The organism is Paenibacillus sp. J22FR21 (assembly GCF_056269135.1).
The window spans coordinates 39,823-61,953 of sequence record NZ_JBWDNJ010000012.1 but is presented as its reverse complement, the minus strand read 5'-3'; the positions used below and the strand labels follow the sequence as shown (position 1 = coordinate 61,953).

Annotated in this window: 19 protein-coding genes and 1 pseudogene; 16 read left to right on the top strand and 4 right to left on the bottom strand. The window is 48.2% G+C overall.

Annotation, left to right across the window (positions count from 1 at the left end):
* Positions 1–48 precede the first annotated feature (48 nt).
* From AC0YNS_RS29000 to AC0YNS_RS28975, 6 genes are all read left to right on the top strand, one after another.
* On the top strand, positions 49–438 hold the full coding sequence (locus tag AC0YNS_RS29000; RefSeq protein WP_475784398.1) for a VOC family protein: 390 nt from the start codon (positions 49–51) through the stop codon (positions 436–438).
* Positions 439–444: 6 nt separating this feature from the next.
* Positions 445–852 (top strand): hypothetical protein, encoded by a 408-nt coding sequence (locus AC0YNS_RS28995; protein ID WP_475784397.1) that lies wholly within the window; start codon positions 445–447, stop codon positions 850–852.
* Between the two features lie 224 nt (positions 853–1,076).
* A complete protein-coding gene (locus AC0YNS_RS28990; protein ID WP_475784396.1) occupies positions 1,077–2,156 on the top strand; it encodes an acyltransferase family protein in 1,080 nt (359 codons plus the stop codon).
* 176 nt (positions 2,157–2,332) lie between these two features.
* Positions 2,333–2,812: an NUDIX hydrolase gene (locus AC0YNS_RS28985; RefSeq protein ID WP_475784395.1), complete on the top strand. Its 480-nt coding sequence runs from the start codon at positions 2,333–2,335 to the stop codon at positions 2,810–2,812.
* A gap of 104 nt (positions 2,813–2,916) precedes the next feature.
* On the top strand, positions 2,917–4,038 hold the full coding sequence (locus tag AC0YNS_RS28980) for a hypothetical protein (RefSeq protein WP_475784394.1): 1,122 nt from the start codon (positions 2,917–2,919) through the stop codon (positions 4,036–4,038).
* Between the two features lie 117 nt (positions 4,039–4,155).
* The gene (locus AC0YNS_RS28975) at positions 4,156–4,761 is read left to right on the top strand and encodes a pentapeptide repeat-containing protein (RefSeq protein WP_475784393.1); all 606 of its coding nucleotides are present in this window, start codon (positions 4,156–4,158) and stop codon (positions 4,759–4,761) included.
* A 73-nt stretch (positions 4,762–4,834) separates the two neighbouring features.
* Here the strand turns inward: AC0YNS_RS28975 and AC0YNS_RS28970 are convergent, their stop codons facing one another.
* Positions 4,835–5,233 (bottom strand): hypothetical protein, encoded by a 399-nt coding sequence (locus AC0YNS_RS28970; protein WP_475784392.1) that lies wholly within the window; start codon positions 5,231–5,233, stop codon positions 4,835–4,837.
* Positions 5,234–5,392: 159 nt separating this feature from the next.
* Between AC0YNS_RS28970 and AC0YNS_RS28965 the strand changes: the two genes are divergently transcribed.
* The 4 genes and pseudogenes from AC0YNS_RS28965 (at position 5,393) to AC0YNS_RS28950 (ending at position 8,960) form a co-directional block, all read left to right on the top strand.
* Complete coding sequence (locus AC0YNS_RS28965) at positions 5,393–5,971, top strand: LURP-one-related family protein (protein WP_475784391.1); 579 nt, start codon at positions 5,393–5,395, stop codon at positions 5,969–5,971.
* A 353-nt stretch (positions 5,972–6,324) separates the two neighbouring features.
* Positions 6,325–6,496 (top strand): annotated as a pseudogene (locus AC0YNS_RS28960) (Gfo/Idh/MocA family oxidoreductase); the annotation flags it as partial.
* Between the two features lie 50 nt (positions 6,497–6,546).
* Positions 6,547–7,566 carry a methyltransferase gene (locus AC0YNS_RS28955; RefSeq protein WP_475784390.1) on the top strand — a complete coding sequence of 340 codons (1,020 nt, stop codon included), beginning with the start codon at positions 6,547–6,549 and terminating at the stop codon, positions 7,564–7,566.
* Positions 7,567–7,712: 146 nt separating this feature from the next.
* Positions 7,713–8,960: an MFS transporter gene (locus AC0YNS_RS28950; RefSeq protein ID WP_475784389.1), complete on the top strand. Its 1,248-nt coding sequence runs from the start codon at positions 7,713–7,715 to the stop codon at positions 8,958–8,960.
* Positions 8,961–9,275: 315 nt separating this feature from the next.
* On the opposite strand, the gene AC0YNS_RS28945 is transcribed toward AC0YNS_RS28950, so the two are convergent.
* The 3 genes from AC0YNS_RS28945 to AC0YNS_RS28935 are packed head-to-tail and all read right to left on the bottom strand — an operon-like array spanning position 9,276 to position 13,005.
* Positions 9,276–10,361 (bottom strand): GerAB/ArcD/ProY family transporter, encoded by a 1,086-nt coding sequence (locus AC0YNS_RS28945; RefSeq protein ID WP_475784496.1) that lies wholly within the window; start codon positions 10,359–10,361, stop codon positions 9,276–9,278.
* A gap of 26 nt (positions 10,362–10,387) precedes the next feature.
* Positions 10,388–11,527: a Ger(x)C family spore germination protein gene (locus AC0YNS_RS28940; RefSeq protein ID WP_475784388.1), complete on the bottom strand. Its 1,140-nt coding sequence runs from the start codon at positions 11,525–11,527 to the stop codon at positions 10,388–10,390.
* On the bottom strand, positions 11,524–13,005 hold the full coding sequence (locus tag AC0YNS_RS28935; RefSeq protein WP_475784387.1) for a spore germination protein: 1,482 nt from the start codon (positions 13,003–13,005) through the stop codon (positions 11,524–11,526). The genes AC0YNS_RS28940 and AC0YNS_RS28935 overlap by 4 nt, the downstream gene beginning before the upstream one ends.
* Positions 13,006–13,338: 333 nt before the next feature.
* Between AC0YNS_RS28935 and AC0YNS_RS28930 the strand changes: the two genes are divergently transcribed.
* The 6 genes from AC0YNS_RS28930 (at position 13,339) to AC0YNS_RS28905 (ending at position 22,041) form a co-directional block, all read left to right on the top strand.
* Positions 13,339–14,316 (top strand): aldo/keto reductase, encoded by a 978-nt coding sequence (locus tag AC0YNS_RS28930; protein ID WP_475784386.1) that lies wholly within the window; start codon positions 13,339–13,341, stop codon positions 14,314–14,316.
* A gap of 126 nt (positions 14,317–14,442) precedes the next feature.
* Entirely contained in the window at positions 14,443–14,913 is a 471-nt protein-coding gene (locus tag AC0YNS_RS28925) for a hypothetical protein (protein WP_475784385.1), read from the top strand.
* Between the two features lie 27 nt (positions 14,914–14,940).
* Positions 14,941–15,495, top strand: a complete 555-nt coding sequence (locus AC0YNS_RS28920; protein WP_475784384.1) for a DNA-3-methyladenine glycosylase I — start codon at positions 14,941–14,943, stop codon at positions 15,493–15,495.
* 122 nt (positions 15,496–15,617) lie between these two features.
* Positions 15,618–16,367, top strand: a complete 750-nt coding sequence (locus tag AC0YNS_RS28915; RefSeq protein ID WP_475784383.1) for a phytanoyl-CoA dioxygenase family protein — start codon at positions 15,618–15,620, stop codon at positions 16,365–16,367.
* A 671-nt stretch (positions 16,368–17,038) separates the two neighbouring features.
* Positions 17,039–20,866, top strand: coding sequence for a glycosyl hydrolase 53 family protein (locus AC0YNS_RS28910; RefSeq protein WP_475784382.1), 3,828 nt, complete (start codon positions 17,039–17,041; stop codon positions 20,864–20,866).
* Between the two features lie 125 nt (positions 20,867–20,991).
* Positions 20,992–22,041 carry a glycoside hydrolase family 53 protein gene (locus tag AC0YNS_RS28905; protein WP_475784381.1) on the top strand — a complete coding sequence of 350 codons (1,050 nt, stop codon included), beginning with the start codon at positions 20,992–20,994 and terminating at the stop codon, positions 22,039–22,041.
* The last annotated feature ends 90 nt before the right edge of the window (positions 22,042–22,131 follow it).

Here is a 22,131-nt window from a genome sequence, read left to right as displayed (position 1 = left end):
ATGCTTCGTTAACGGGAACTAATCAAATAAATGGAGGTAACAATCACAATGGGCGTAAAAGGACTTGTACTAGGCATTCCGGTCACACAATCGGGCAACTTCGACGACTACGAGAAGGCGATCGAGTGGTACGTGAACGTGCTGGGATTTGAGCTGGTTTGGAAATCGGGCATTGCTAAACTTAAGCTGGCATCCGGTTCAGAGATTCTACTTTATGGCGCAGAAGATGAAGAGAGCAGCATGTGGTACACAGGTAACATTAAACAGAATCCGCATTATTCGATTCAGTTTGAAACGAATAATATCGAAGGACTGCGAGCAGCTTTAATCCAAAGCGGGGTGTCGGCCGGGGCGATCTCCATCGGCGGCGCCGGCGATAAAGTCATGATGTTCAACGATCCTTACGGGAATCGTTTCTGGGCTATTGAGGAGCAATAATAAGAATTGAACTATCGTCAGGAGCTGGAAATGAAACATATAGGGACTCTTCTCGTTGTAGTTGTTGTATCAATGATGTTAGCTAGCTGCTCGACAGATCATAAATCACAAATTCTAGGGAGTTGGATATCCGATCAAGCTTCTCAACGAGCGGGTAGTGACGAAGAATTGTCTCACTTCAATCACTTGGAAGTTAAAGAAGGACAAATCACTTTAGGGAACTATGTAAATGAAATGAAGGACGGCAGCACGGTTAAAATAGTAAAAGAGTCAGATGCCACAATGAACTATGAATGGAAGTCAGACAACGAAATTTCAATAAACAATTCAATCTACGAAATCGAATTGAAGGATCATGAAATGATTCTAAAAAATGAGAATGTTGAGATTCACTATAATAAAGAGAAACAATAAGGCAGATGTGGAGCGGGTAGGAATCAACAAAGTGTATAACTTCTGAGGTTGTCCTAATGGGCAGCCTCTTTTGTTGGAAGTGTAGTTCTATGAGTTACGATTCGTAGTCACTTATTTATTTAATTTTAACAAGACAATTCATAGTTTTCTATTTACATCACTCTTATTTATTGATACATTTCGTATACGGTAAACAGGAACAAATATGGAAAAGAGGCGAATTAGTGGGGAAGGTTAGCTTGAAAGAGGTATTTTTGATACGAACTGTCGCATGCCTGAGTATTGTTTTTCTACACAGCGTTGACGTCGCGGATGGCTGGTTCTTTGGTGGGTTAAGGTTGCTATTATCTTTCGGCACGCCTGCGTTTATCCTCATTTCCGAGATCGTATTAGCAAATGCATACCCCACTCATACGCCACATGGATTTTTGAGAAAAAGACTACGTTATATCGCAATACCGTATACCTGTTTTGTAATTATCTATTCGATTCAGAACACGTTTGCTTCAGGTGGGAAAGGGGATATCTCAGCTTTAGTAGCTAATTTGTTTAAAGGCTTCGTTCTTGGAGAAACATCAGCCTATTTCGTCGCTATTATTTTTCAATTCTATCTTCTACATATGTTTTTCGTCCGATATGTGTTTAATCGGTTCCGTCCACAATGGATTCTGATTATAGCCGGTGCGGTGAACATTCTCTATCTTGCTTTCTTTAACTTAATCAGCCCGCCTGATCATCCAACTGCGATCTATATTTGGGATACGTTCTACAGGATGCCTTTTATTGGCTGGGTTTTCTATTTTGTAGTCGCTTATTATTTGGGTATCCATTATATGAGATGCCTAGATTGGTTGCGAAGGTATCAATATTATATTTACGCATTAGTCACGCTCACAGGTTTAGCTGCGATTTATCTTTTAGTGAGTGATATTATTCCTGTTATATCCTCTAAGCGCTTTGATATGATTTTTTTCACATTGAGCACAGTGTTCATGTTGCTAATTATTGCGGCTAGACTAAGAGCAATGCCATCCTTTATTGTGAGAATAAGCCAGTATTCATTTGGCATCTATTTGCTCCATCCGCTAGTGCTTTTTGTTGTTGATCATTTCTTAGATTTACCCAACAACATGATTGGCGCAATGATTCTATTTATTTTCGCTCTTGGAGGTTCAATGGGTACAGTGGCTGTCCTTAACCAATTTTCGTGGGGGAGCTATTTAATTGGGCGTATTGGAGTAGGCTTAGATCTAAAACGTCCAAACAATAGGATAACGAAAGAGAAAACACAGCCTGTAAACTAAAGAGAAATCAACAACTACTCGACAAAGATAAAAGGAAGACAGCCGGTATCCGGATGTCTTCCTTTTTTATACATTTGTTTGTGCCATAATATATGTGTAGAACCTATCTAGTTGGCTAGGTGATATGTTGGCTTTTTATTAATCATTACTCAGTAAACAAGGGAGCTGTGAATCACATGTTTTTCGTCAATTCTCGTGCAATCATAGAACGAACTTTAAATGGAGTAATCGAAATCGTAGTTCAGACAAGGAGTAAATCCGGCGGACCTGAGCGGATCGAACTTCCGGGCGGGAGAATCGAGCCGTACGAATCATTCTTACAAGCGCTTATTAGAGAAGTAAAAGAAGAGACTGGGTTGGATGTAGTGGAAATTGAAGGTGAACAGACAAGGATTGATACTGTGGGTATCGATCCGAGCTTTGAAGTGGAATGCATACAACCATTCGCGGTATACCAGACAGTTAAAGGCCCCTTTGATTCAGTTGGAGCGTACTTCCGCTGCAAAGTACAAGGGGAATTATTGCTATCCGGTGACGAAACCAAGAACCCAAGATGGATTGCAGTAGATCTATTGAGAGAACTAATGAAGGATGATCCTTTACAATTTTCTGATGTCGACCGAGCAGGGCTGCTATTTTACTTGAAATCCAGCTAGTGTGAAGCGATTCGTGCGGGAAAAGGCTGGACTTCTATTACGATGTAACCTTGCAGCGGTCATCATCGTCTAATATGGCAAAAGATGCTGCGAGGGGACCTATTATGATGAGTAATAGATACAACGGGGTTATCAGCTCCGTGCTGATACTGCTGCTGGTTATAAGCGGATGCGGGACGGCGACTTCGAAGCCCGGCGATTTAGTCAAAGGCTTAGCCAAAGGTGATTCATTTCAACCGCTGGAGAAGCGCGAATTGGCCGGCTGGCAAGGTGCCCTAGACGGGGACAGGGTGGTCACAAGAGACAAGAGTGGATTGACGGTAACTGACCTGGCCGCGAATAAACTTCTAGCCTCGATCTCGATTAAAGATGATGCTGGCTTCGATATTTCGGGTAACTTCGTGGTGTGGTCTGACCTGCGTAACGAGAAAACGCCTCTCGGAGATTTGGGCAGCTACGATGCTTCTGATGCCGATATCTTTCTCTATAATCTGTCCACAGGAGAGGAGCGCCAACTGACAAAGGACCCATCGGCGCAGATCAACCCGAAGATATGGGGGAATTACATCGTTTGGATGGATAATGCCAGCGACGCAATCAAAGAGTACCCGTCCCATTGGCAGCTTGTCTTGTACAATATGGAGACTGGTGAGCAGAAGACGATTACATCAGAGAGCGGCGGTCATACGAATCCAGATATTGATGCAGGAAACGTCGTTTGGGAGAATGGGCATCGTGTGACGAAACGGGTGCTACGAGCAGGAGAGAATGTGCCGGAGAACAACACGGACATTTATCTATATCGGATCGAAACCGGCGAAACCATTCCCATTGCAGCAGAAGACTACAAGGAAGGACGTCCCCAAGTATCGGGCAGCCTTGTAACTTGGGAGGTTTTTAACGATTCCTACGCAGGAGATGTTTTCGTCCATGACATAGGTACAGGAAAAACGACCCAAGTGACCTATTTGGATGCGGCTCAAAGGACCCCCGTCATTTATGGTCATTTTGTCGCCTGGATGGATGAACGAAACGGTTCCTCCACGCATGATGTAGGAGCTGAATCCCACAATTCGGACATTTACCTAGGAGATCTGGACAAGGACACCGAAACCGAAGTATCGGGAGAAGGGCCGCAGATTAATCCGCTCATTTCTGAGCATTGGATCGTGTATGGACGCTCATCGGATGCAGAGGCCGCGCTTACTGCTGTCCGATACAGATGAAGAAAAAATAATAGACTTGACTATTCAAGGGGAACTGACAGGTACTTGACTTCCGTATGCTATAGTAAAAAGGTGATTTTACGGTGAGAGACATTATGTAGTTTACGGAGGCACCTCATGTTCCAGTATAGTAATCAGCAATATGCAGGAGTGAAATTTGGCACACAGGATTTAAGGTATGGTGAGCTAATCAGTTGTACGTTTGATCGGTGCTCGTTTGCCAATGGATCATTGAATGAGATTATTTCCAGTAACTGCCGCTTTATAGAGTGTGATTTTCGCGGAGCTTCGTTAAATGGTTCCATTCATAATGAAACCGCATTTGAGAATTGCAGCTTTAACGGTGCTAACCTGTTTGTATCGAAATTCGAAGCATGCAAAATGACAGGTTCGGATTTCTCCGGCTCCAGTATGGATGGCATTTCTATTATTAAAGGTGACTGGTCCTATACGAATATGAGACACGCTTCATTAACAAGACAGGATTTGCGTGGGGTTAAATTCTATGAAGCAGACCTATCAGGAGCGAATTTAGAGAAGGCCGACTTGAGAGGTTGTGATCTGACGATGGCGATTCTGGCCAAAGCGAAGCTGCAAGGTGCAGATGTAAGAGGGGCCAAGATGGAAGGCGTGGATTTCAAATCGCTCACCATTACCGGATTGAGAATGGATAGAGAGCAAACGGTATTGTTCTCCCTTGCTCATGGTGCCAAAGTAGGTTGAAGACAAGATGCATATTAAGGGACCGTGGCGAAGTGCTCCACGGTCCCTTTTTGAATTCATAATTACAACAGTCTTACTCTTTATCGATTTTGGTGATGGTGTCTTCCTTGTACTCAAACGTTACATTCGTGCCTTTTTCCCACTTGACTACCGTCTCTGCAATCTCACTGCTGACCTTATAGGAGACCGCACCGACACCGGTTTCAATTTCGATGGTCTTGTCGTCATTAACTCCGTTGAATACACCAGACATTGCAACAGGCGCTTCTTCCGTCGTAACCGTTTCGTTTGCTGATGAGCCATTGTTTGCGGCAGCCGAATCCGTTGACGCGGAGTTGTTACCAGCGGCTGCGGAATTCGTTGCCGAAGCGTTCTCACCGGAATTGTTGTTGTTGCTGCACGCCGTTCCAATAATTGTGAGGGAGAGGGCGACAGCAAGGATAGGCATGTATTTTGCGATTTTGTTTTTCATGATTTTCACCTCCGAAAGGGTTAAACGTCCGATCGGTAGGGAAGTTTCGATAAATGATTGTGAAGGTTATGTAAATCACGTCGAATTAACCATATACCGGAAAATACCATTTGCTGATACAATCAGTGAGAGCATGTACATCATATAGGGGGCGAGGACTTGAATCCGAAATTCAATCATCATCAATACGTAGTTAGAAAGCAGATCCTTTCTCTGGTCGGCGCTAAAATCGATATTTTCGACATCGATGAGAGACCGGTTCTGTTCTCGAAGATGAAAGCCTTTAAGCTCAAGGAAGACATCCGGTTGTATGGGGATGAAACGATGCAAGAAGAGTTGATCACCATTCAAGCGCGAAGCGTCATTGATTTTTCTTCAACCTTCGACGTAGTCGATGTCGAAACCGGAGTCAAGATCGGTTCTTTGCGACGTAAAGGGATGAAGTCGATCTTCAAGGATGAATGGGCGATATTGAGCCCGAGTGAGTCCGAGATTGGATTGATTAAGGAAGATAATGCGCTGCTTGCGCTTCTGCGAAGATTTCTGACGAATCTGATTCCTCAGCATTATAACGTAGAGGTGAACGGGACCAAGGTTGGGGTGTTCAAACAAAATTTCAATCCGTTTGTCCAGAAGCTAAACCTTGATTTCTCCGTGGATCACGAGGACAAGCTGGATCGCCGCTTGGGTCTGGCTGCTGCGGTGCTGCTTATCGCCGTCGAGGGCAATCAGGGATAGAAGCGTAAAATGATTACACAAATTGGTCCAGTCGATATACCTGAAGAAAGATGGCAAGAAGTAATCAACCGAGCCAAAAAGCCGTCGCACTTGGAATGTATGCAAGTGGACACCGCACAACCAGTAGACGATTACATTGGTGATGTTCTGCTATATATGAATAAGTAATACGAAGAACGGCAGCCGACATTGGCTGCCGTTTTCTCATCTAACGAGCTGAATAGTGGCATCAAATACACTGCAGAGGGAATTTTTTCTTATATTTTACAATAATATAAATTGTTTGGGAGAGGAGTATTCATTTGGAGCAGAAACTGCTTTGGGGCGTCATTAGTGCCGCTTTCTTTACTCAGATCGTAGTACCGGCCATTCAAGCTTCATCAACAGGGAGCGTAATTGCCATTTCACCGAATCGATGCGGTATACATACCGCTTCCGAATCACTTGCACAAAGAATAGACGATCCGCGCCGCCAAGGCAGGAAAGCACGTGCTTTGCGAGAAGCCGCTGGCTCTGAGCGCGAAATGGTTTAAGTCTACAGTAATACTAATGAGACGGAGCGGAGACGTGATCGAGTGGAAAATGAACAAGTCGAGCAAGTGATATCCCCTGTACCGCTGCTGCAAATGATTTTTGGCGGATTAGAGCAATCCATAGGGGTTATAGCAAAGTTAGCCATCCCGGACATACTGAAAGATGGTCCTAAAAGCCACGAGCAGCTTGCCATAATAACAAACACGCACGCTCCGTCACTGTATCGACTGATGCGGATGCTTACCAGCATTGGCATATTCGCTGAACTGGAAAATAAAACATTTGCCATTCGTCCACTCGGTACTTTCCTGCAATCGGATACATTCGGTTCCGTACGGGCACAAGCCATAATGAGTGGGGAAGGCTGGTACAGGAATGCATGGAATAGCCTTCTATATTCTGTGCAGACTGGAAATTCCGCTTTTACAGACTTTTATGGCCAAGGTTTCTTCGAATACCTGGATGATCATCCGGAAGCAGCAGAAGTTTTTCATAATGCGATGTCGGAGCATTCGCAAATCGTATTTCCTGCATTGGAGTTTTATGACTTTTCCGAGATTAATCGGTTGGTCGATGTAGGCGGCGGGCATGGCGGAATGATGAGAGCGATCCTTGAGCAGTATCCTCATATGCAAGGTACGGTTCTTGACCTTCCGGCTGTAATTGAAGCAACGAGAGAAAATATTCGGTCTGCCGGTCTTGAACAACGCTGCGATTGCGTGGGCGGGAACTTCTTCGAATCCATACCTCCAGGCGGAGATGCGTATTTTCTGAATCATATCATTCACGATTGGAGCGACAACGAGGCTGCCACGATTCTTCGCCATTGCCGTCAGCAGATGCATGAAAATGGAAAACTGATCATATTGGATGCTGTTATTCTACCAGGTGACGCACCACATCCGGCCAAATTCTTGGATTTGGAGATGCTCGTTCAAGTTCATGGTATAGAACGGACGGAACTAGAGTTCCAAGAACTGTTTAAGCAGTCCGGATTCAAGCTTTCGCGGATTATAGCTACACCGACACCGGTTTCTATCATTGAAGGGATCCCTATTTAGGGAAAGGTGTGAATTGTATGGTTGCGGGCAATCGGGATATCGTGGATTTCATCCCCGTAAGGTTGGAGGCTGACAACAGGATTCATGAAGTGAAAGCTTGAGAAATCAGGCTTTTATTTTTTGTCCAACGATGGAAGGGTGATAACATGAGTTCCGACTCAAATCCGAAACAGCTTCTAAGCAATCGGTACGTACAGGTGATCCTGTTATCCGGAATGTTCCTGCAGCTCGGCATTTGGGTTCGGAATTTCTCTATATTGCTTTACGTATACGATCAAACCAAGGATGCTTTCGCGATTTCGCTAATTTCGGTTGCTGAATATGTACCGATTATCCTGCTTTCGTATCTAGGCGGCATGTTTGCCGACAGATGGCGCCCAAAGCGTACGATGGTGTGGTGCGATTTTCTAAGCGCGCTTTCGATTTTTGCCGTTTTGCTGACCATTATGTTCGGCAACTGGAAAGGGATCTTCTTCGCAACGCTTGTGTCGTCGATTTTCTCCCAGTTTTCACAGCCTTCCGGTATGAAGCTATTCAAGCTGCACGTGCCTGAAGCACTGATGCAGGCGGGGATGGCGATGTACGAAACGCTGTTCTACATGTTTATGATCCTGGGCCCGATGATCGGTACGTTTGTTTATGTAAGCTTCGGAATCCATGTCTCGCTGGCCGTTACAGGCGCTGTTTTCATTATGTCGGCATTGGTTCTGTTAAATTTGCCACCGGATCAAAGCGTCGTGAAAGAAACGCAAACCTCCGTAAGGACCGATATCAAACAAGGCTTTAAGTACGTGCTCTCTACAAAAATCCTGGCTACGCTCGGCGGAACCTATATTGCTGGAGGACTCGCGATCGGGATCATCGAACCGCTTTGGATCTTTCTGATCACGGAACAACTAGGGCTTAAAGAGACGCACCTGCAATGGTTCTTACTAGTTGAGGGAGCAGCGCTGTTGATTGGCAGTGGCGTTACGATAGGCATCGCGAATAAGGTTTCGCCGCAAATGCTGTTTCTCATAGGCAATGCGGGGGCTGCCGTTACTCTTGTTGTTTTGGGTTTTTCCGAATGGATTTGGCTTTCGTTTCTTATGAAGTTTTTGCTCGGACTCATTTTGCCCTGCAATCATATCAGTACGAATACCATGATCATGCAAAACACGGAACAAGCATTCGTGGGGCGGGTAACCGGGATTTTGAATTTTATATTTTGCAGCGCTATGGTCGTCATGATGAGCTTGGCGGGTCTTATTAAAGAACTGACATCGCTGTCTGTCGCCTTTTTAATTTCCGGGTGTCTTTTTGTTATTGGCATCTTCATTATTCTTCCGATCTTGCGGTTGCCTGCAAAATCGGCGGCGCCGGATCCGTTAACAGTAACATCGACAGAGGAATGAAGTCGATAAGTGTTGATTTCATACGCGACCTCCGACGTACTTGACTGGAAATATATCCGGATTACGCCTTATCAGCACATTACAGATAAAACGAAGAACGTCTTGCTCACGACATCGTTGATTGTCATCGGCGTTATTCTCTTATTCTTATTGATTGCGTACCTCATCGCGAACAATCTGTTCGGCGCTTTCCGGAACTATATTTCCGAGCTGGAGAAGCGATTCGCCTCAGAAACCGTAGGAGCGTTATTCTGGTTCCAAGAAAAGAAATGGCAGCGCATTAGTGTCACCATTCGCCCGCTGATGTTTCGCGCTTCAGTTCTGCACCGTTTTCTTACGGAACGCCGAAACGAGCAGAAGCAGAAGAGGGATCCCTATCGAACAAATTGGGAATGCAATTGTTTGCCAATACAGATTCACGGACTTCAAGATCGCCTCGTTCGGGATTAACAGCGCCATAATAAACATCGCCGGAGCTCCGAACCAAATGAATGTCCGCCAATTCTTCACACGGAACCAGCGAGCCGCCTCATAGCTTGTGATGAACAAATATAACGAGATCCGGGCGAACAGACCGAAGACCCAGATGAAGATGACGAAGATATCCATGTTTTGTATGAAATCGAGAAGATTGATGGAGCGTACGAGCATAAAGTACGGAAATCGCATCCTAGCGGATACATCCGGCCCGAAGACGAGCAGGACCAAAGTCGTTGCAAGGCAAGCCAGTATAGCAGTCATGCCAACGGCAATCAGCGACTTCGAATAGGCTTGTCGCGGGTGCTCCAGAAAAGGAAGGATGCTGAAGAAGATCAAGGATTCACCCAGAAAAGAAGCCGTTTGAATCGAATGTTTCATAAGGGGGAGCACTCCGAAATCAGTGATGATCGGCAGGATATAATGCCACTTAATATCGACGATATTCAGACTAAAGCCCACAATCAATGTAAGCACCATAATAGGTCCGGCGATTTCGCAAAATCTTCCGATGCCCATAATGCCAACGGAGTACGTGATGTAGGTCATTAATACGGTCATGAGCAGCATAATCAGCCAAACCGGCGTTTTGTCGAGCATGATGAGATGGATAAAATCGCCAAACAAGCGAAGCGCGGCCGCATTCAGCCCAAACCACACGGCGAAATAAGGTAGTACGATTGCCCTTCCCAGCCATTTCCCGAGAATGGCCTGACTAAACTCGACCAGTGTTTGCCGGGGATGCAGCATGCACAATCGGACGACGATCGCAGTTAATCCCATCGCCACAATGCCGCCGGTTAGCATGGCTATCCATGCATCCTGTTTGTTTAGATTGATCGTCGGCGTAATCATTCCCCAGATGAATAGCACGACTTCGACCGTCGCGAAGATCCACATGATCTGCACGCCTGACAATTTCATCTCTCTCACGTGCATCCCTCCTGACATTAGCGGTATATTGAAGAATTGGTTTCACCCAGATCCTTGCATTTTAGATTAACGCGCACCGACACCTCGATCCTCGGAAATATCTCGTTCCATTTCGGTCGCAGCGATTTCCACTGTGCGGGATGCTGATGATGAACGATTTCGCCAAACCCGAAGAAATCGAGTTTGATTTGCTTTTGCGCTTTGTCGACGATCTGCTCAACCTTCTTTTGGGTTTGTGCATTTATGGACTTCTGTATCAGCATGAGATGGCTTTCCATGGACGGATCCAAATTCGTATTATTTTCAACGAGAACGCCGGCTCCAGACAATAGAATATCGACTTTTACGCGATTTCCTTGCACGCTCGTGTGAATCCGCCGATTCAGGGATCTTAGCTTTAAACTGAAGGTTCCTTCGTATCCGGACACCGTGAAGGTCATGAAGTAATTGTTGATTCTCCTTCTGACCCAATTGGTATAGAAGGATTCCTCTGGATTTAAATATCCCGCCAGTTTGAGATCGTTGTCCTTGTCCAAAATCGCGAATCCGGAATATACATAGTGCTTCCTCCGATTCATCGTGAGCGCCGGCAGCAGAGGCTGAGTGCCTTGACCCAAGGCATCGTACATAAAGGCAGCGAAATAGAAGTTTCTGAGCCCTAGCGTGGCTTGCTCGTCATAGAGCGTTGACGTGATATAGGGATCGAACATAGAGTTGATTTCGAAGACATCCTTCGCTTGCGTACCTTTTACGACGAATATTTTGGATCTGGCTTCTGACTGGGGGTTGCGGAAAAATTCGTCGACTAAATCAGCTATACCATGCTTGGCCAGCTTCTCGCCGATAAGAACGATTTCACGATGGCCTATAAACAAGGTTCGCGATAATTGAGCCTGCAGCTTCTGCGCCGCATCCGTGTTGTTTTTGCCCATAGCGCTCAATACCCGGAAGCTTTTCCGAGTGCTGTTTCCCTCTTGTACGCCTATACCCGATGGTATCGCAATTAGTGTGCTGAGCATGTATTTGCCATCCTTGTTCATGTCCATCCCCGTGCCCATAACGAAGGCCCGTTGATCGGGCTCCTCGAGATTCCAACAACCGGTCGTGATTAGCGCCATGAAGAGCATTACGAAACCAATTTGGGCTGCCTTGATCATGGGTGGTCCGCCTCGGAAGCGGGTTCTGCTTTTCGGGTCAGCTTTTGCGGCCAACGCAGCAACACGTCCTTTAGCCTTCCCTTGTTGAGAGGCGCAACCGGCGCCAGATATGGCGTACCGAACGGCTGTAAATGAATCAAATGAATGAGAATGGCGATAATCCCAATCGCGATTCCGAACAGCCCGAACAAGCCCGCAAGTATCAGCATCGGGAAGCGGAGGAGCCGCATGGGAAAGCTGAAGCTGTATCTTGGAATGACGAACGATGAGATGCCGGCAGCAGGTACGATAATGACAATCGGCGCAGATATAATGCCTGCCCGAACGGCTGCTTCTCCAATAACCAAAGCGCCGACGATGCTGACGAGAGGACCGATCTGCCGAGGGAGTCGGATTCCGGCCTCTCGCAGCGCTTCGAATACGAATTCCATCATGAAGACCTCGATCACTGTCGGAAAAGGCGCTTTCTCCCGCAAGGCGGCGATGCTAAGCATGAGTTTGGCAGGAACCATCTCCGGATTGAAATCGGTCAGTGCGATATAGATGGATGGCAGGAAAACGGAGACAAGGACAAACATATAGCGAATCCATCGGTTTAGTGTGACGAACAGGAAACGCTCGAAATAATCGTCCGGTGCCTGTAAGCCAGCCCAGAAAGTCATGGGCACTACAAGCGCGATCGGCGTTCCGTTCGACAAGATCGCCACTTTGCCTTCGAGCAGCCCGGCGGCAACGACATCGGGTCGTTCGCTGCTCAATATTTGCGGGAAAGGCGAGAAGTGTGTATCCTCAATGGATTCTTCGATATAGCCCGATTCCAGAATGCCGTCAATGCGGATGCGCTCGACCCTTTTGCGGACTTCATTCAGAACGGAAGTGTCAACGACGCCTTCGATATAGGTGATGACGACTTCAGTTTTCGTATACTTTCCAAGCGTCAACTGCTCCATTTTCAAGTCAGGCGTGGCGAAAATGCGGCGCAACATCGTGGTATTGGTGGTCAACAGCTCCGTGAAGCTTTCTCTGGAGCCGCGAAGAGTCGCCTCCTCGGAGGGTTCGCCGATTGTGCGAGATTCGAAATTGGACACGTCAGCTACAATAGCCGACGCTTCGCCTTCTACCAGGATCGCCACATGTCCCCGCAAGACGCATTCCGCGATTTGGCTGGCATTCGAAATCGTCATGACGTGCAATAAAGAGAACCGCGATTGTTCGAGCATTTCGGAGATGCTGATAACGGAATCCAGCCCTTGCGGCAGCCCGTCGTAGAAGAGCGGCTTTAATATATTCATATTGAGTTCTTCCGTATTAACCATGCCAGACGCATAAATCAAGAGCAGTCGCACCTTGCCATCAGCTGCAATTTCTCGAAACGAGACGTCCGAGCAGTTCAGAAAGATGCGTTTAAACAGCTGTTCGTTTTCCTGAATATCGCGATACAAGTCTGCTTGCGCATTTCCTGTGGGTGATATTTTCACGGTCGAACTTCCCCCTCTATTACTGAACGATGCAGATCGGATTAGATGGCTAATTTGCATATTTTATCCAGAAGCAGGAAATCCATACGGAATTGTCGCAGTAAAGCCCCGTTCGAATACGAACGGGGCTTTGTTGGGTGGAAACTTTTTGTGTGCATTTACTTGGAAAAATATCTAGCAATCTAGCAGATATGAGTTCAATTCATCGTTTCGCGTGTAGTTACTTTAAGGGAAGTAGCTGAAAATAATGTGCGTACTTCCAAGCGGTCTGCAACTTGTATATAGTTTCATATGAGGTTCAAACCGATCCTATTGATGAATGGAGTAGATATAGTGGAATATCGTGTTCTTGGTCGTTCCGGTTTACGGGTTAGCGAAGTAAGCTTAGGTTGCTGGGCAATCGGCGGACCTTCGTGGCGTGACGGTGAGGCAGTAGGTTGGTCAGGTAATGATGATAACGAGTCCATTGCCGGCTTGAACCGTGCTTTCGAGCTGGGGATCAATCATTTTGATACCGCAGATGTCTATGGAGACGGCCACTCGGAGCGCGTTCTCGGACGTTTTCTAAAAGAAGTCCCGCGTGATCAAGTCGTCATTGCGACCAAAGTAGGCTGGTTCCGCGGAACAGCGCCAAATGCGATGCAGCCTATCCACATTCGTCATCAGCTGGAGCAGTCGCTTATGAATTTAGGTACGGATTATCTCGATCTTCATTTCTTCCATAATACGAATTTCGGACCGAATGACCTTTATCTGGAAGAAGCTGCAGATACGATGCGTCAATTGCAAAAGGAAGGCAAAGTGCGCGTAATCGGGCAATCCGGTTACGGCTACAGCGACTTCATGCGCGTCTGCCCGGTTACGCGTCCGGACGTGCTGCAATTCCACTATAATGCTTTCGGTAATCAATTCGATAAACCGGATACAAATCTGTTCCAATGGGCAGATGAGCAAAATATCGGGATGGTCTTGTTCGGGCCACTGGCACAGGGACTGCTTCTCGATAAATTCGATCCGGAGAACCCGCCGCAATTCGGCGAAGGCGATATTCGGGCGTCCAACTCCTCCTATACCAAGGAGCGCCTGCTGGAGATCCGTGAGCGTCTTCAACCGATCAAAGAACGGTTCGGCATGGAGGTTCAAGATTTGGTGCGGGTAGCGATTCAGTTTGCGCTTGCTCAATCTCCGAACACTTGCGTCATCCCGGGCTTTAAGAATGCGAAGCAAGTAGAGTCCAACGCACAAGGTGCCGGCAACCCGTTGAATGCGGAAGAAGTAGCCTTCATTCGCAGTGTAATTCAAGGCGCTTAAGCGAGGCATGCTTAATCATAGCGGTAGAAGCCAACCCGCCATATTTTGGCGGGTTTTTCTGTAACCTTTTGGCCTAATCTGCGTCTCAGGATATGAAGACGACTTGCGTAGTGTGGAGGAAGAGGAATGAGGCGAAGGCTGTTCTTGCTTGTGTATGCTTTATTGCTAGCTTTGATACTGACGGGGTGTTCATCCGGCTCACAATTACCTGACGAACCTGTAAGGCCGACGATTACCGTAAAAGGGGTTAGTATTGATTATATAGCAGCTCATTATTGTTGGTTTGGTTCGCGAACAGACGGGGTTTGTGCAGATCCTCCGGAGCCGGGTACATACAACAAGATGATCAAAGATAAAGCAATCAAGGCTATTCGCGGAGATGTGATCTCTGTTAAGTTTCCGATTAATCCAGATGAGTTTACATTAACTTTGTACACAGACGATGGCCAACAAGTATGGATAGGTAAGCCAAATCAATTCCGTTTTGACCTACCTATGGAGCCGGGGTATTATAGATACCGACTGTCGGCTGTATGGGCGGAGAGGAATACGGCTGATTATGATTTTGGCATACAAACGAACGACAAATTTAAATGAACCGACTACGAGAGGAAGCTAGAACATATGACAGCACGTTGTGCCTGGGTCAATGAGGACCCTATATATATCGACTACCACGATCATGAGTGGGGAGTCCCTGAGCATGAGGATCGGAAATTGTTCGAGATGCTGGTACTGGAAGGGGCACAGGCCGGATTAAGCTGGTATACCGTGCTGAAGAAACGCGAGGGCTATCGGAGAGCGTTCGATGGATTTGATCCCCATATAGTGGCTGCATACGACGAGGCCAAGGTTACTGAGTTAATGGCAGATGACGGTATTATTCGGAATCGGCTCAAGATCCAATCGGCCATCACGAATGCAAAATGTTACTTAAAGGTTCAAGCGGAATTCGGCAGCTTTGATGCTTACATCTGGCAGTTTATCGGCGGCGCGCCAATCCGGAATCATTGGAGCACTAGAAGTGAGGTACCGGCAACCACTCCGCAATCCGATGCCATGAGCAAGGATCTCAAGAAACGCGGCTTTAAGTTCGTCGGTTCGACGATCTGCTATGCGTATATGCAAGCCTGCGGCATGGTGGATGACCATTCGTTGGACTGTGATTATCATAAATAAAGCCGATACTATTGGCAGAACTCCGCTAGTCCTTTATGATGGGTATCGAGGGCGACATGTATAAATCTGGAAGGGAACTCTCGACCTCGTGAAACGAATCGCGATAAGGAGGAACTATCGTTATGAAGCTCACGTACGAACAGAAAAAGTCCATGCTCACCAACGGTTATATTCATATCAAAGGCGCCATTCCTAAAGTCATGATTGACCACGCAGTAAAGCATATTAATCATTCCGTTGGGCAAGGGATGCCGCCGGAGCTGATGCCCACATTTCGCGCGCAATCCTACTGCCCGGAGCTCTCTGACAAGCCGCCGATTACCGGTTTGTTTAACGACACGCCGATAAAATCTTACGTAGATGAGCTGCTCGGTGAAGGGATGTCCCACCCGATTACTGGCGGTCAGATCGCCCTGCGTTTTCCTACGCTGCAGGATCCGCCTACCATTCACGCGCCTCACCTGGACGGAATGTATACGCCGACCAATGGGGTCAAGGAAGGGACGATCGGCAATTTCTCGATGCTAGTCGGTGTGCTGCTTAGTCCGGTTCGCGAATCGTTTGCCGGGAACTTTACAGTCTGGCCGGGCACGCATACGACTTATGAGCAGTATTTCCGCGAGCATACACCGGATGCTTTGTTTAATGGCATGCCTCCAGTCGAGCTGCCGGAACCGGTTCAGACAATAGGAGAACCCGGTGATGTGTTCCTCGTTCACTATCAGCTCGCGCATACCGTAGCTGCGAACGCCACTCCTAACACGAGATATGCGATTTTCTTCCGAGTCTCTCATATCGAGCACAAGCAGGATTGGAGAGCGCCGATGATCGATATTTGGCGGCATTGGCCGGGGATTCGTGCTATTCAATAGGGAGAGATTGACTAGAATGATAACCGAGATTCCTATATAAACTGTGGCTGAGCATTGAGATGCTTGGCCTTTTTTTTGTTTTCTGGAAGTATGGGAAGGTCGAACGGAAGTCGAGGATGCCGAAATCGAACACTCCGAGTTCAAACTAACCAATCTGGCCGTGCGTGGGGGAGTGAGAGTTCAAAAAGTCAACTCTCACAGCCGAACCCGCTCAGAAAACTTCTAACGAATCGTACAGGGCTTATTTGCTGGATAATGACCCCGAAATAATTCTAACGAATCGTAGAGGTCCTATTTGGCGATTTCTGGGTGTTTGGGAGCTCATAACTTCGAAATAAGGTTTCTACGATTCGTTAGATTCTCAAAGCCCCGAAATTCTGCCCAATAAGGCTCCTACGATTCGTTAGAATTTCACAGGATGCAAGATGCGGAGTGTGAGATGTGGGGTGCGAGATCCGGAGTGCGAGATGCGTAGTATGAGGTGATCATATTTACTTTTTGTGGGATTACAGAATGCGAGAGACAAGCAAGTATGCCCTCCACCCTCCCTCTCCGCCCACCACAGAACTGCTTGTCAAAACTGTAGATATGTTCGTTTCGTGCCATACGTTCCGCCGCAGCCCTTCCCTATAATTGAAGATGTAGGACATTCATCAGGGGAGGTAATTGGATTGAATCGTTCATATCATCAATTTCGTTTGAACCGGTGGAGACAAAGGATCTCGGGCTTGACCGCCGTCATTATGCTTCTTTCTATGGTCATTTCGGCTATTGCTGTACCGGGGAAGGCATGGGCAACTGCCTCGAACTTGCTGACCAATCCCGGGTTTGAGGATGGATTGAATGGCTGGGATTATACATCACTCGAGGGGTCGGAGCCGGGGCCGGCCTCGACGCTTTCCATCTCGGGAAGCGATGTGCACACTGGAGCAGCCGCGGCGAGCTATTGGAACGGCAGTGCATACACGTTCAAGCTGAGCCAAACGGTGACCGGACTTACGAATGGTACCTACACGCTGAAGGCGTGGTCTTCCGGAGATGCGGGAAACAACAATTTCAAGCTGTACGCGGATAACTTCGGCGGCAGTGAGAAGCTGACAACGGATATCATTAACAGCGGCTGGGGTACGATTACGCCTTACACGGTCGAGGAGATCCAAGTCACTAACGGACAAGCGAAAATTGGTTTCGAGGTGAATAGTTTGGCGGGAAAATGGGGCTTTTTTGACGATGTGGAATTGGTGAAGGTGGAGGAGCCAGAGGAACCGACGGTCCCATCCGATGAGCCGTTTATCAAAGGTGCGGATATTTCAAGCCTTCAAGCCATTGAAGATGCCGGCGGCAAGTATTACGAGGGTGGTATCGAGCGCGATTTGCTGGATATTCTGAAGGATCATGGCGTGAACTACGTTCGGCTGCGCATCTGGAACAATCCGGTAGAGGCAGACGGCTATAACGACAAAGCCCATATTATAGAGATGGCACAGCGGGTGAAGGCCAAGGGCATGAAGCTGCTGCTCGACTTCCATTACTCGGATTTCTGGGCAGATCCGGGCAAGCAAGTGAAACCGGAGGCATGGGCGGATCTGAGCTTCGACGAACTGAAACAAGCCGTCTATGATTACACGGCAGACGTCATGAACGGGTTGAAGGCTGCGGATGCCTACCCGGATATGGTGCAGATCGGCAACGAAATCAATCCGGGCATGCTGCTTCCGGACGGCTCCACTTCGGACTATAGCAAACTAACCGCTTTGCTGAAGCAGGGCATTCAAGCCGTACGCGACACAACTCCTGCGGAGCATAAGGTTAAGATCATGCTTCATCTGGCTGAGGGCGGCAACAACTGGGTGTTCCGCAGCTTCTTCGACGCGATGGAGACGGCAGATGTAGATTATGACGTCATCGGCATGTCCTTTTATCCTTTCTGGCATGGTCCGTTCCAGACGCTGAAGGATAACCTGAACGATATGGCGGACAGATACGGCAAGCAAGTGATCGTTGCCGAGACCTCCTACGGATTTACAGTTGAGGACGGCGATGGCTACCCGAACAATTTCACGCAAAAGGAAGCGGATGAAGCGGGTTTCCCTGCAACGGTAGAGGGGCAGAAGCAAGTGCTCACCACCGTCATGAACACGGTAGCGCATGTGCCGGGCGGCAAAGGAGCAGGTGTTTTCTATTGGGAACCGGCTTGGATTCCGGTTCCGAAGGACAATGAAGGTCACTTCCAGGCAGGCTGGAAAAGCGGCGAAGGCGCATCGTGGGACAATCAGGCCCTGTTTGATTTTCACGGCAATGTCCTTCCATCGCTAGATGCATTTCAGTTCGAGCCGGGCGATCTCGATACGAAGGCCGCGCTGACAGCAAAGAACCCCGAGGGGATCAGCGTCCCGGTTAATGAATCGGCAGAAACGGTATCGACGCTGCTGCCAGCAACAGCGGATGTGCTCTACAACGATGGCAGCATTGAGCCCGCGCCTGTAGAGTGGTCCACAATCGAACAGGATGATCTGAGCCGAATCGGTACTTTCGAGGTCGATGGACAGATTACAGGTACAGAGCTAGCAGTGAAGGTTCCGGTTACTGTAACGACCAATCGTAATCTCTTGCTTAACGGCAGCTTCGAGGATAGCACAGCCTTTGCGAGCTGGACGGTTACAGATGCAACTGAAGCAGCAAAAGTGAAGATGGATGCAGCGAATGCTTATGCAGGCACGAAAGCGGTCAATTATTATGCAAACGCAGCATTTACCTTCACGATGTCGCAGACCGTCACCGGCTTAACGAATGGCACCTATCTGCTTAAAGCAAAGATATCCGGCGGCGGCGGGGACAATGCAATCCATCTGTTTGCCCAAGACTTCGGTGCAGAAGCGGTGCAAAGCGGCAACATCGTCAATACGGGCTGGCAGAACTGGAACGATGCAGAGCTCGGCAGTATTCAAGTGACGAATGGTCAAGTCACGATTGGACTAACGGTGGATGCGCCTGCCGAAACTTGGGGTTGGATCGACTCCTTCGAGCTTTATAGGGAAACGCCTGTTGCCGAGTGGACAGAGGCGAAGGCAGTAACCGCTTCGAATGTTGGTACGAGCAGCGTGAAGCTGGCTTGGACCGGTGCAGCGGATGGGGATCAAATCGACAGCTACAAGATTTACAAGGACGGGAAACTCTTGACCACGGTAACCGCCGGAAACGCAACGGAATACACCGTTACGGGTCTAAGCGCGAATACAGCGTATAGCTTCAAGGTGGAAGCAAGCTTGGATGGTGAGATTTGGACGTCCACAGGTCCGTCAACAACGGTACAAACCGCTCAAGAATCAAGCCCCGTAACAGGGCCGGTAACTTCAACAAACGATTCAGCACCATTCGCCATTATGGCGAGCAGCTTGTCCGCCAACGCAGATGGTAAGGTAGAAGTCGCTCTTCCGACAGGCAAGACGGCCGTAACCCTTCCGGCCCAAACGGCGGAGCTGCTGGGAACTCACCCGCTTACTCTGAATACAGAGAAGTTTACGCTGAGCATTCCGTCATCGGTGTTCCAGCAGTTGGCGGCTCTCGGCGGCAGCTTGGCAGACAGCACGATTACGTTGACACTTGCTCCTTTGGATAAGGATGCAGCCAGCACCCAAACAGCTCTATTAGAGAAACAGAACGATGCAGCTATCACAATCATCGGTCAGGTCTATGAATTTAAGCTGTCGATCCGTTCGAAGGATGGCAAGGAAACAAACCTGTCGCAGTTCAAAGAACCACTCACCATTCGCTTCTCGTCTACAGGCATCACCGATCCAGAAATTGCCGGTATCTTCTACCTTACGGATGACGGCAAAATGGAATATATCGGGGGCACTCGAGAAGCAGCAACGGATAGCATCACGGCGGACATCCACCATTTCAGCAAGTACGCGCTGCTGCAAGTAGAGCAATACTTCTCGGATGTGTCGCCACAGCATTGGGCTTACAAGAACATTCGCCAGCTGGCAGCCAAACAAGCCGTGAGCGGAACAGGCGAAGATCGCTTCGAGCCTAGCCGCACGATTACTCGCGCAGAATTTGCAGCTTTACTTGTGAAAGCATTGAAGCTCCAGCTCACGAATGCTGCCACTTCCGGCGCAACGACGTCATTCACCGACGTACCGGCCGAAGCATGGTTCGCCCCTTATGTGGCAAAGGCAGCTCAAGCTGGAATCATTACCGGTAGAAGCGCTGAGACATTTGACCCGAACAGCCCGATTATACGGGAAGAAATGGCTGTGTTAACGATGCGAGCTTATAGGATCGTACACGGAAACGGTAAACCGACTGCAGTGGAATCGCCTGGACCATTCGCTGATCAGAGTGAAATCTCGGCATGGGCTGCAACAGCCATCAACCAAGCTTCCGCACTCGGACTTGTGCAATGGCAAGCGGCTGGCAAATTTGCACCGCAAGGTGCAACAACAAGAGCTGAAGCTGCCCAAGTGATCTGGAACTTAATACTCGAACAGTAGCACGCAGCTGTTTATGAAAACATTGGTAATCTTTAAATAACATCCTATAAGCCATGATGATTAAGCGCTTACAATAAATGTGGGAGCAGCAATGCTCTACACGCATCGCTTAAGGGGGATATGGGATGTTGAAGAAAGGCATTGGTATACTGCTTGTCTTGGCACTTTGTTTGTCGCTGGTATCGCTGCAAGCGGCGGTGAAACCGAAGGTGGCCGAAGCCGCCGCTCCGGCATTTGCCAAAGGAGCTGATATCAGCTGGGTGCCGGGTATGGAGGCGCAAGGGAAGAAGTGGAAGGACAAGAATGGGGTGCAGCGGGATATCATTGATATACTCAAAACCGATTATCAGATTAATTCCGTCCGAATCCGCGTATTCGTCAATCCATCCAGCGATTACGGCAACGGATACATGAACAAGGACCGTGCAGCTGATTTGGCGCTGCGGGCCAAGAATGCCGGCATGAGCATCATGCTTACGCTTCACTACAGCGATTCATGGGCCGACCCCAGCAAGCAAACGAAGCCGGCCGCATGGAGCAGCTTAAGCTTCTCGCAGCTGACCAGCACCTTGTACTCGTACACCGTAGATGTGATGAACACGATGAAGAATAAAGGCGTCACGCCGGACTGGGTACAGATCGGAAATGAAACCAATGACGGCATGCTCTGGAACGATGGCAAAGCATCCACGAATATGCAGAATTACGCAACGCTGATTACGACGGGGAACAATGCCGTCAAATCGGTGAGCAGTACCACGAAGACGATCGTACATGTGTCTAACGGATACGACAACTCGCTCTTCGTATGGAACATCGGAGGTTTGATCGGTAAAGGCGCGACCTTCGATATTATCGGGATGTCGCTGTATCCGTCCACCTCGGACTGGAGCACCAAGAATACACAAACGCTGAGTAACGCGAACAATATGATTTCCCGGTACGGCAAGTCGGTCATGATTTGTGAAATCGGCATGGCATACAGCTCGCCTTCAATAGCGAAGAGCTTCATTACCGATATCAAAACCAAGATTCGCGGCATCTCGGGCGGCAAAGGCTTAGGTGTCTTCTACTGGGAGCCTGAGGCGACCCCCGGTTACAACGGAGGCTATAATCTTGGTGCTTGGCAGGCGGATATGAAGCCGACAATTGCATTGGAAGGTTTCTTGAACTAGGTTACTAGGCTGCTGAACTAAGCTAGGCAACGCTACGCTAGGCGAGGTAACTTAGCCCAACAAGAGGATTCCCTCAGGCCGGCAACGGGT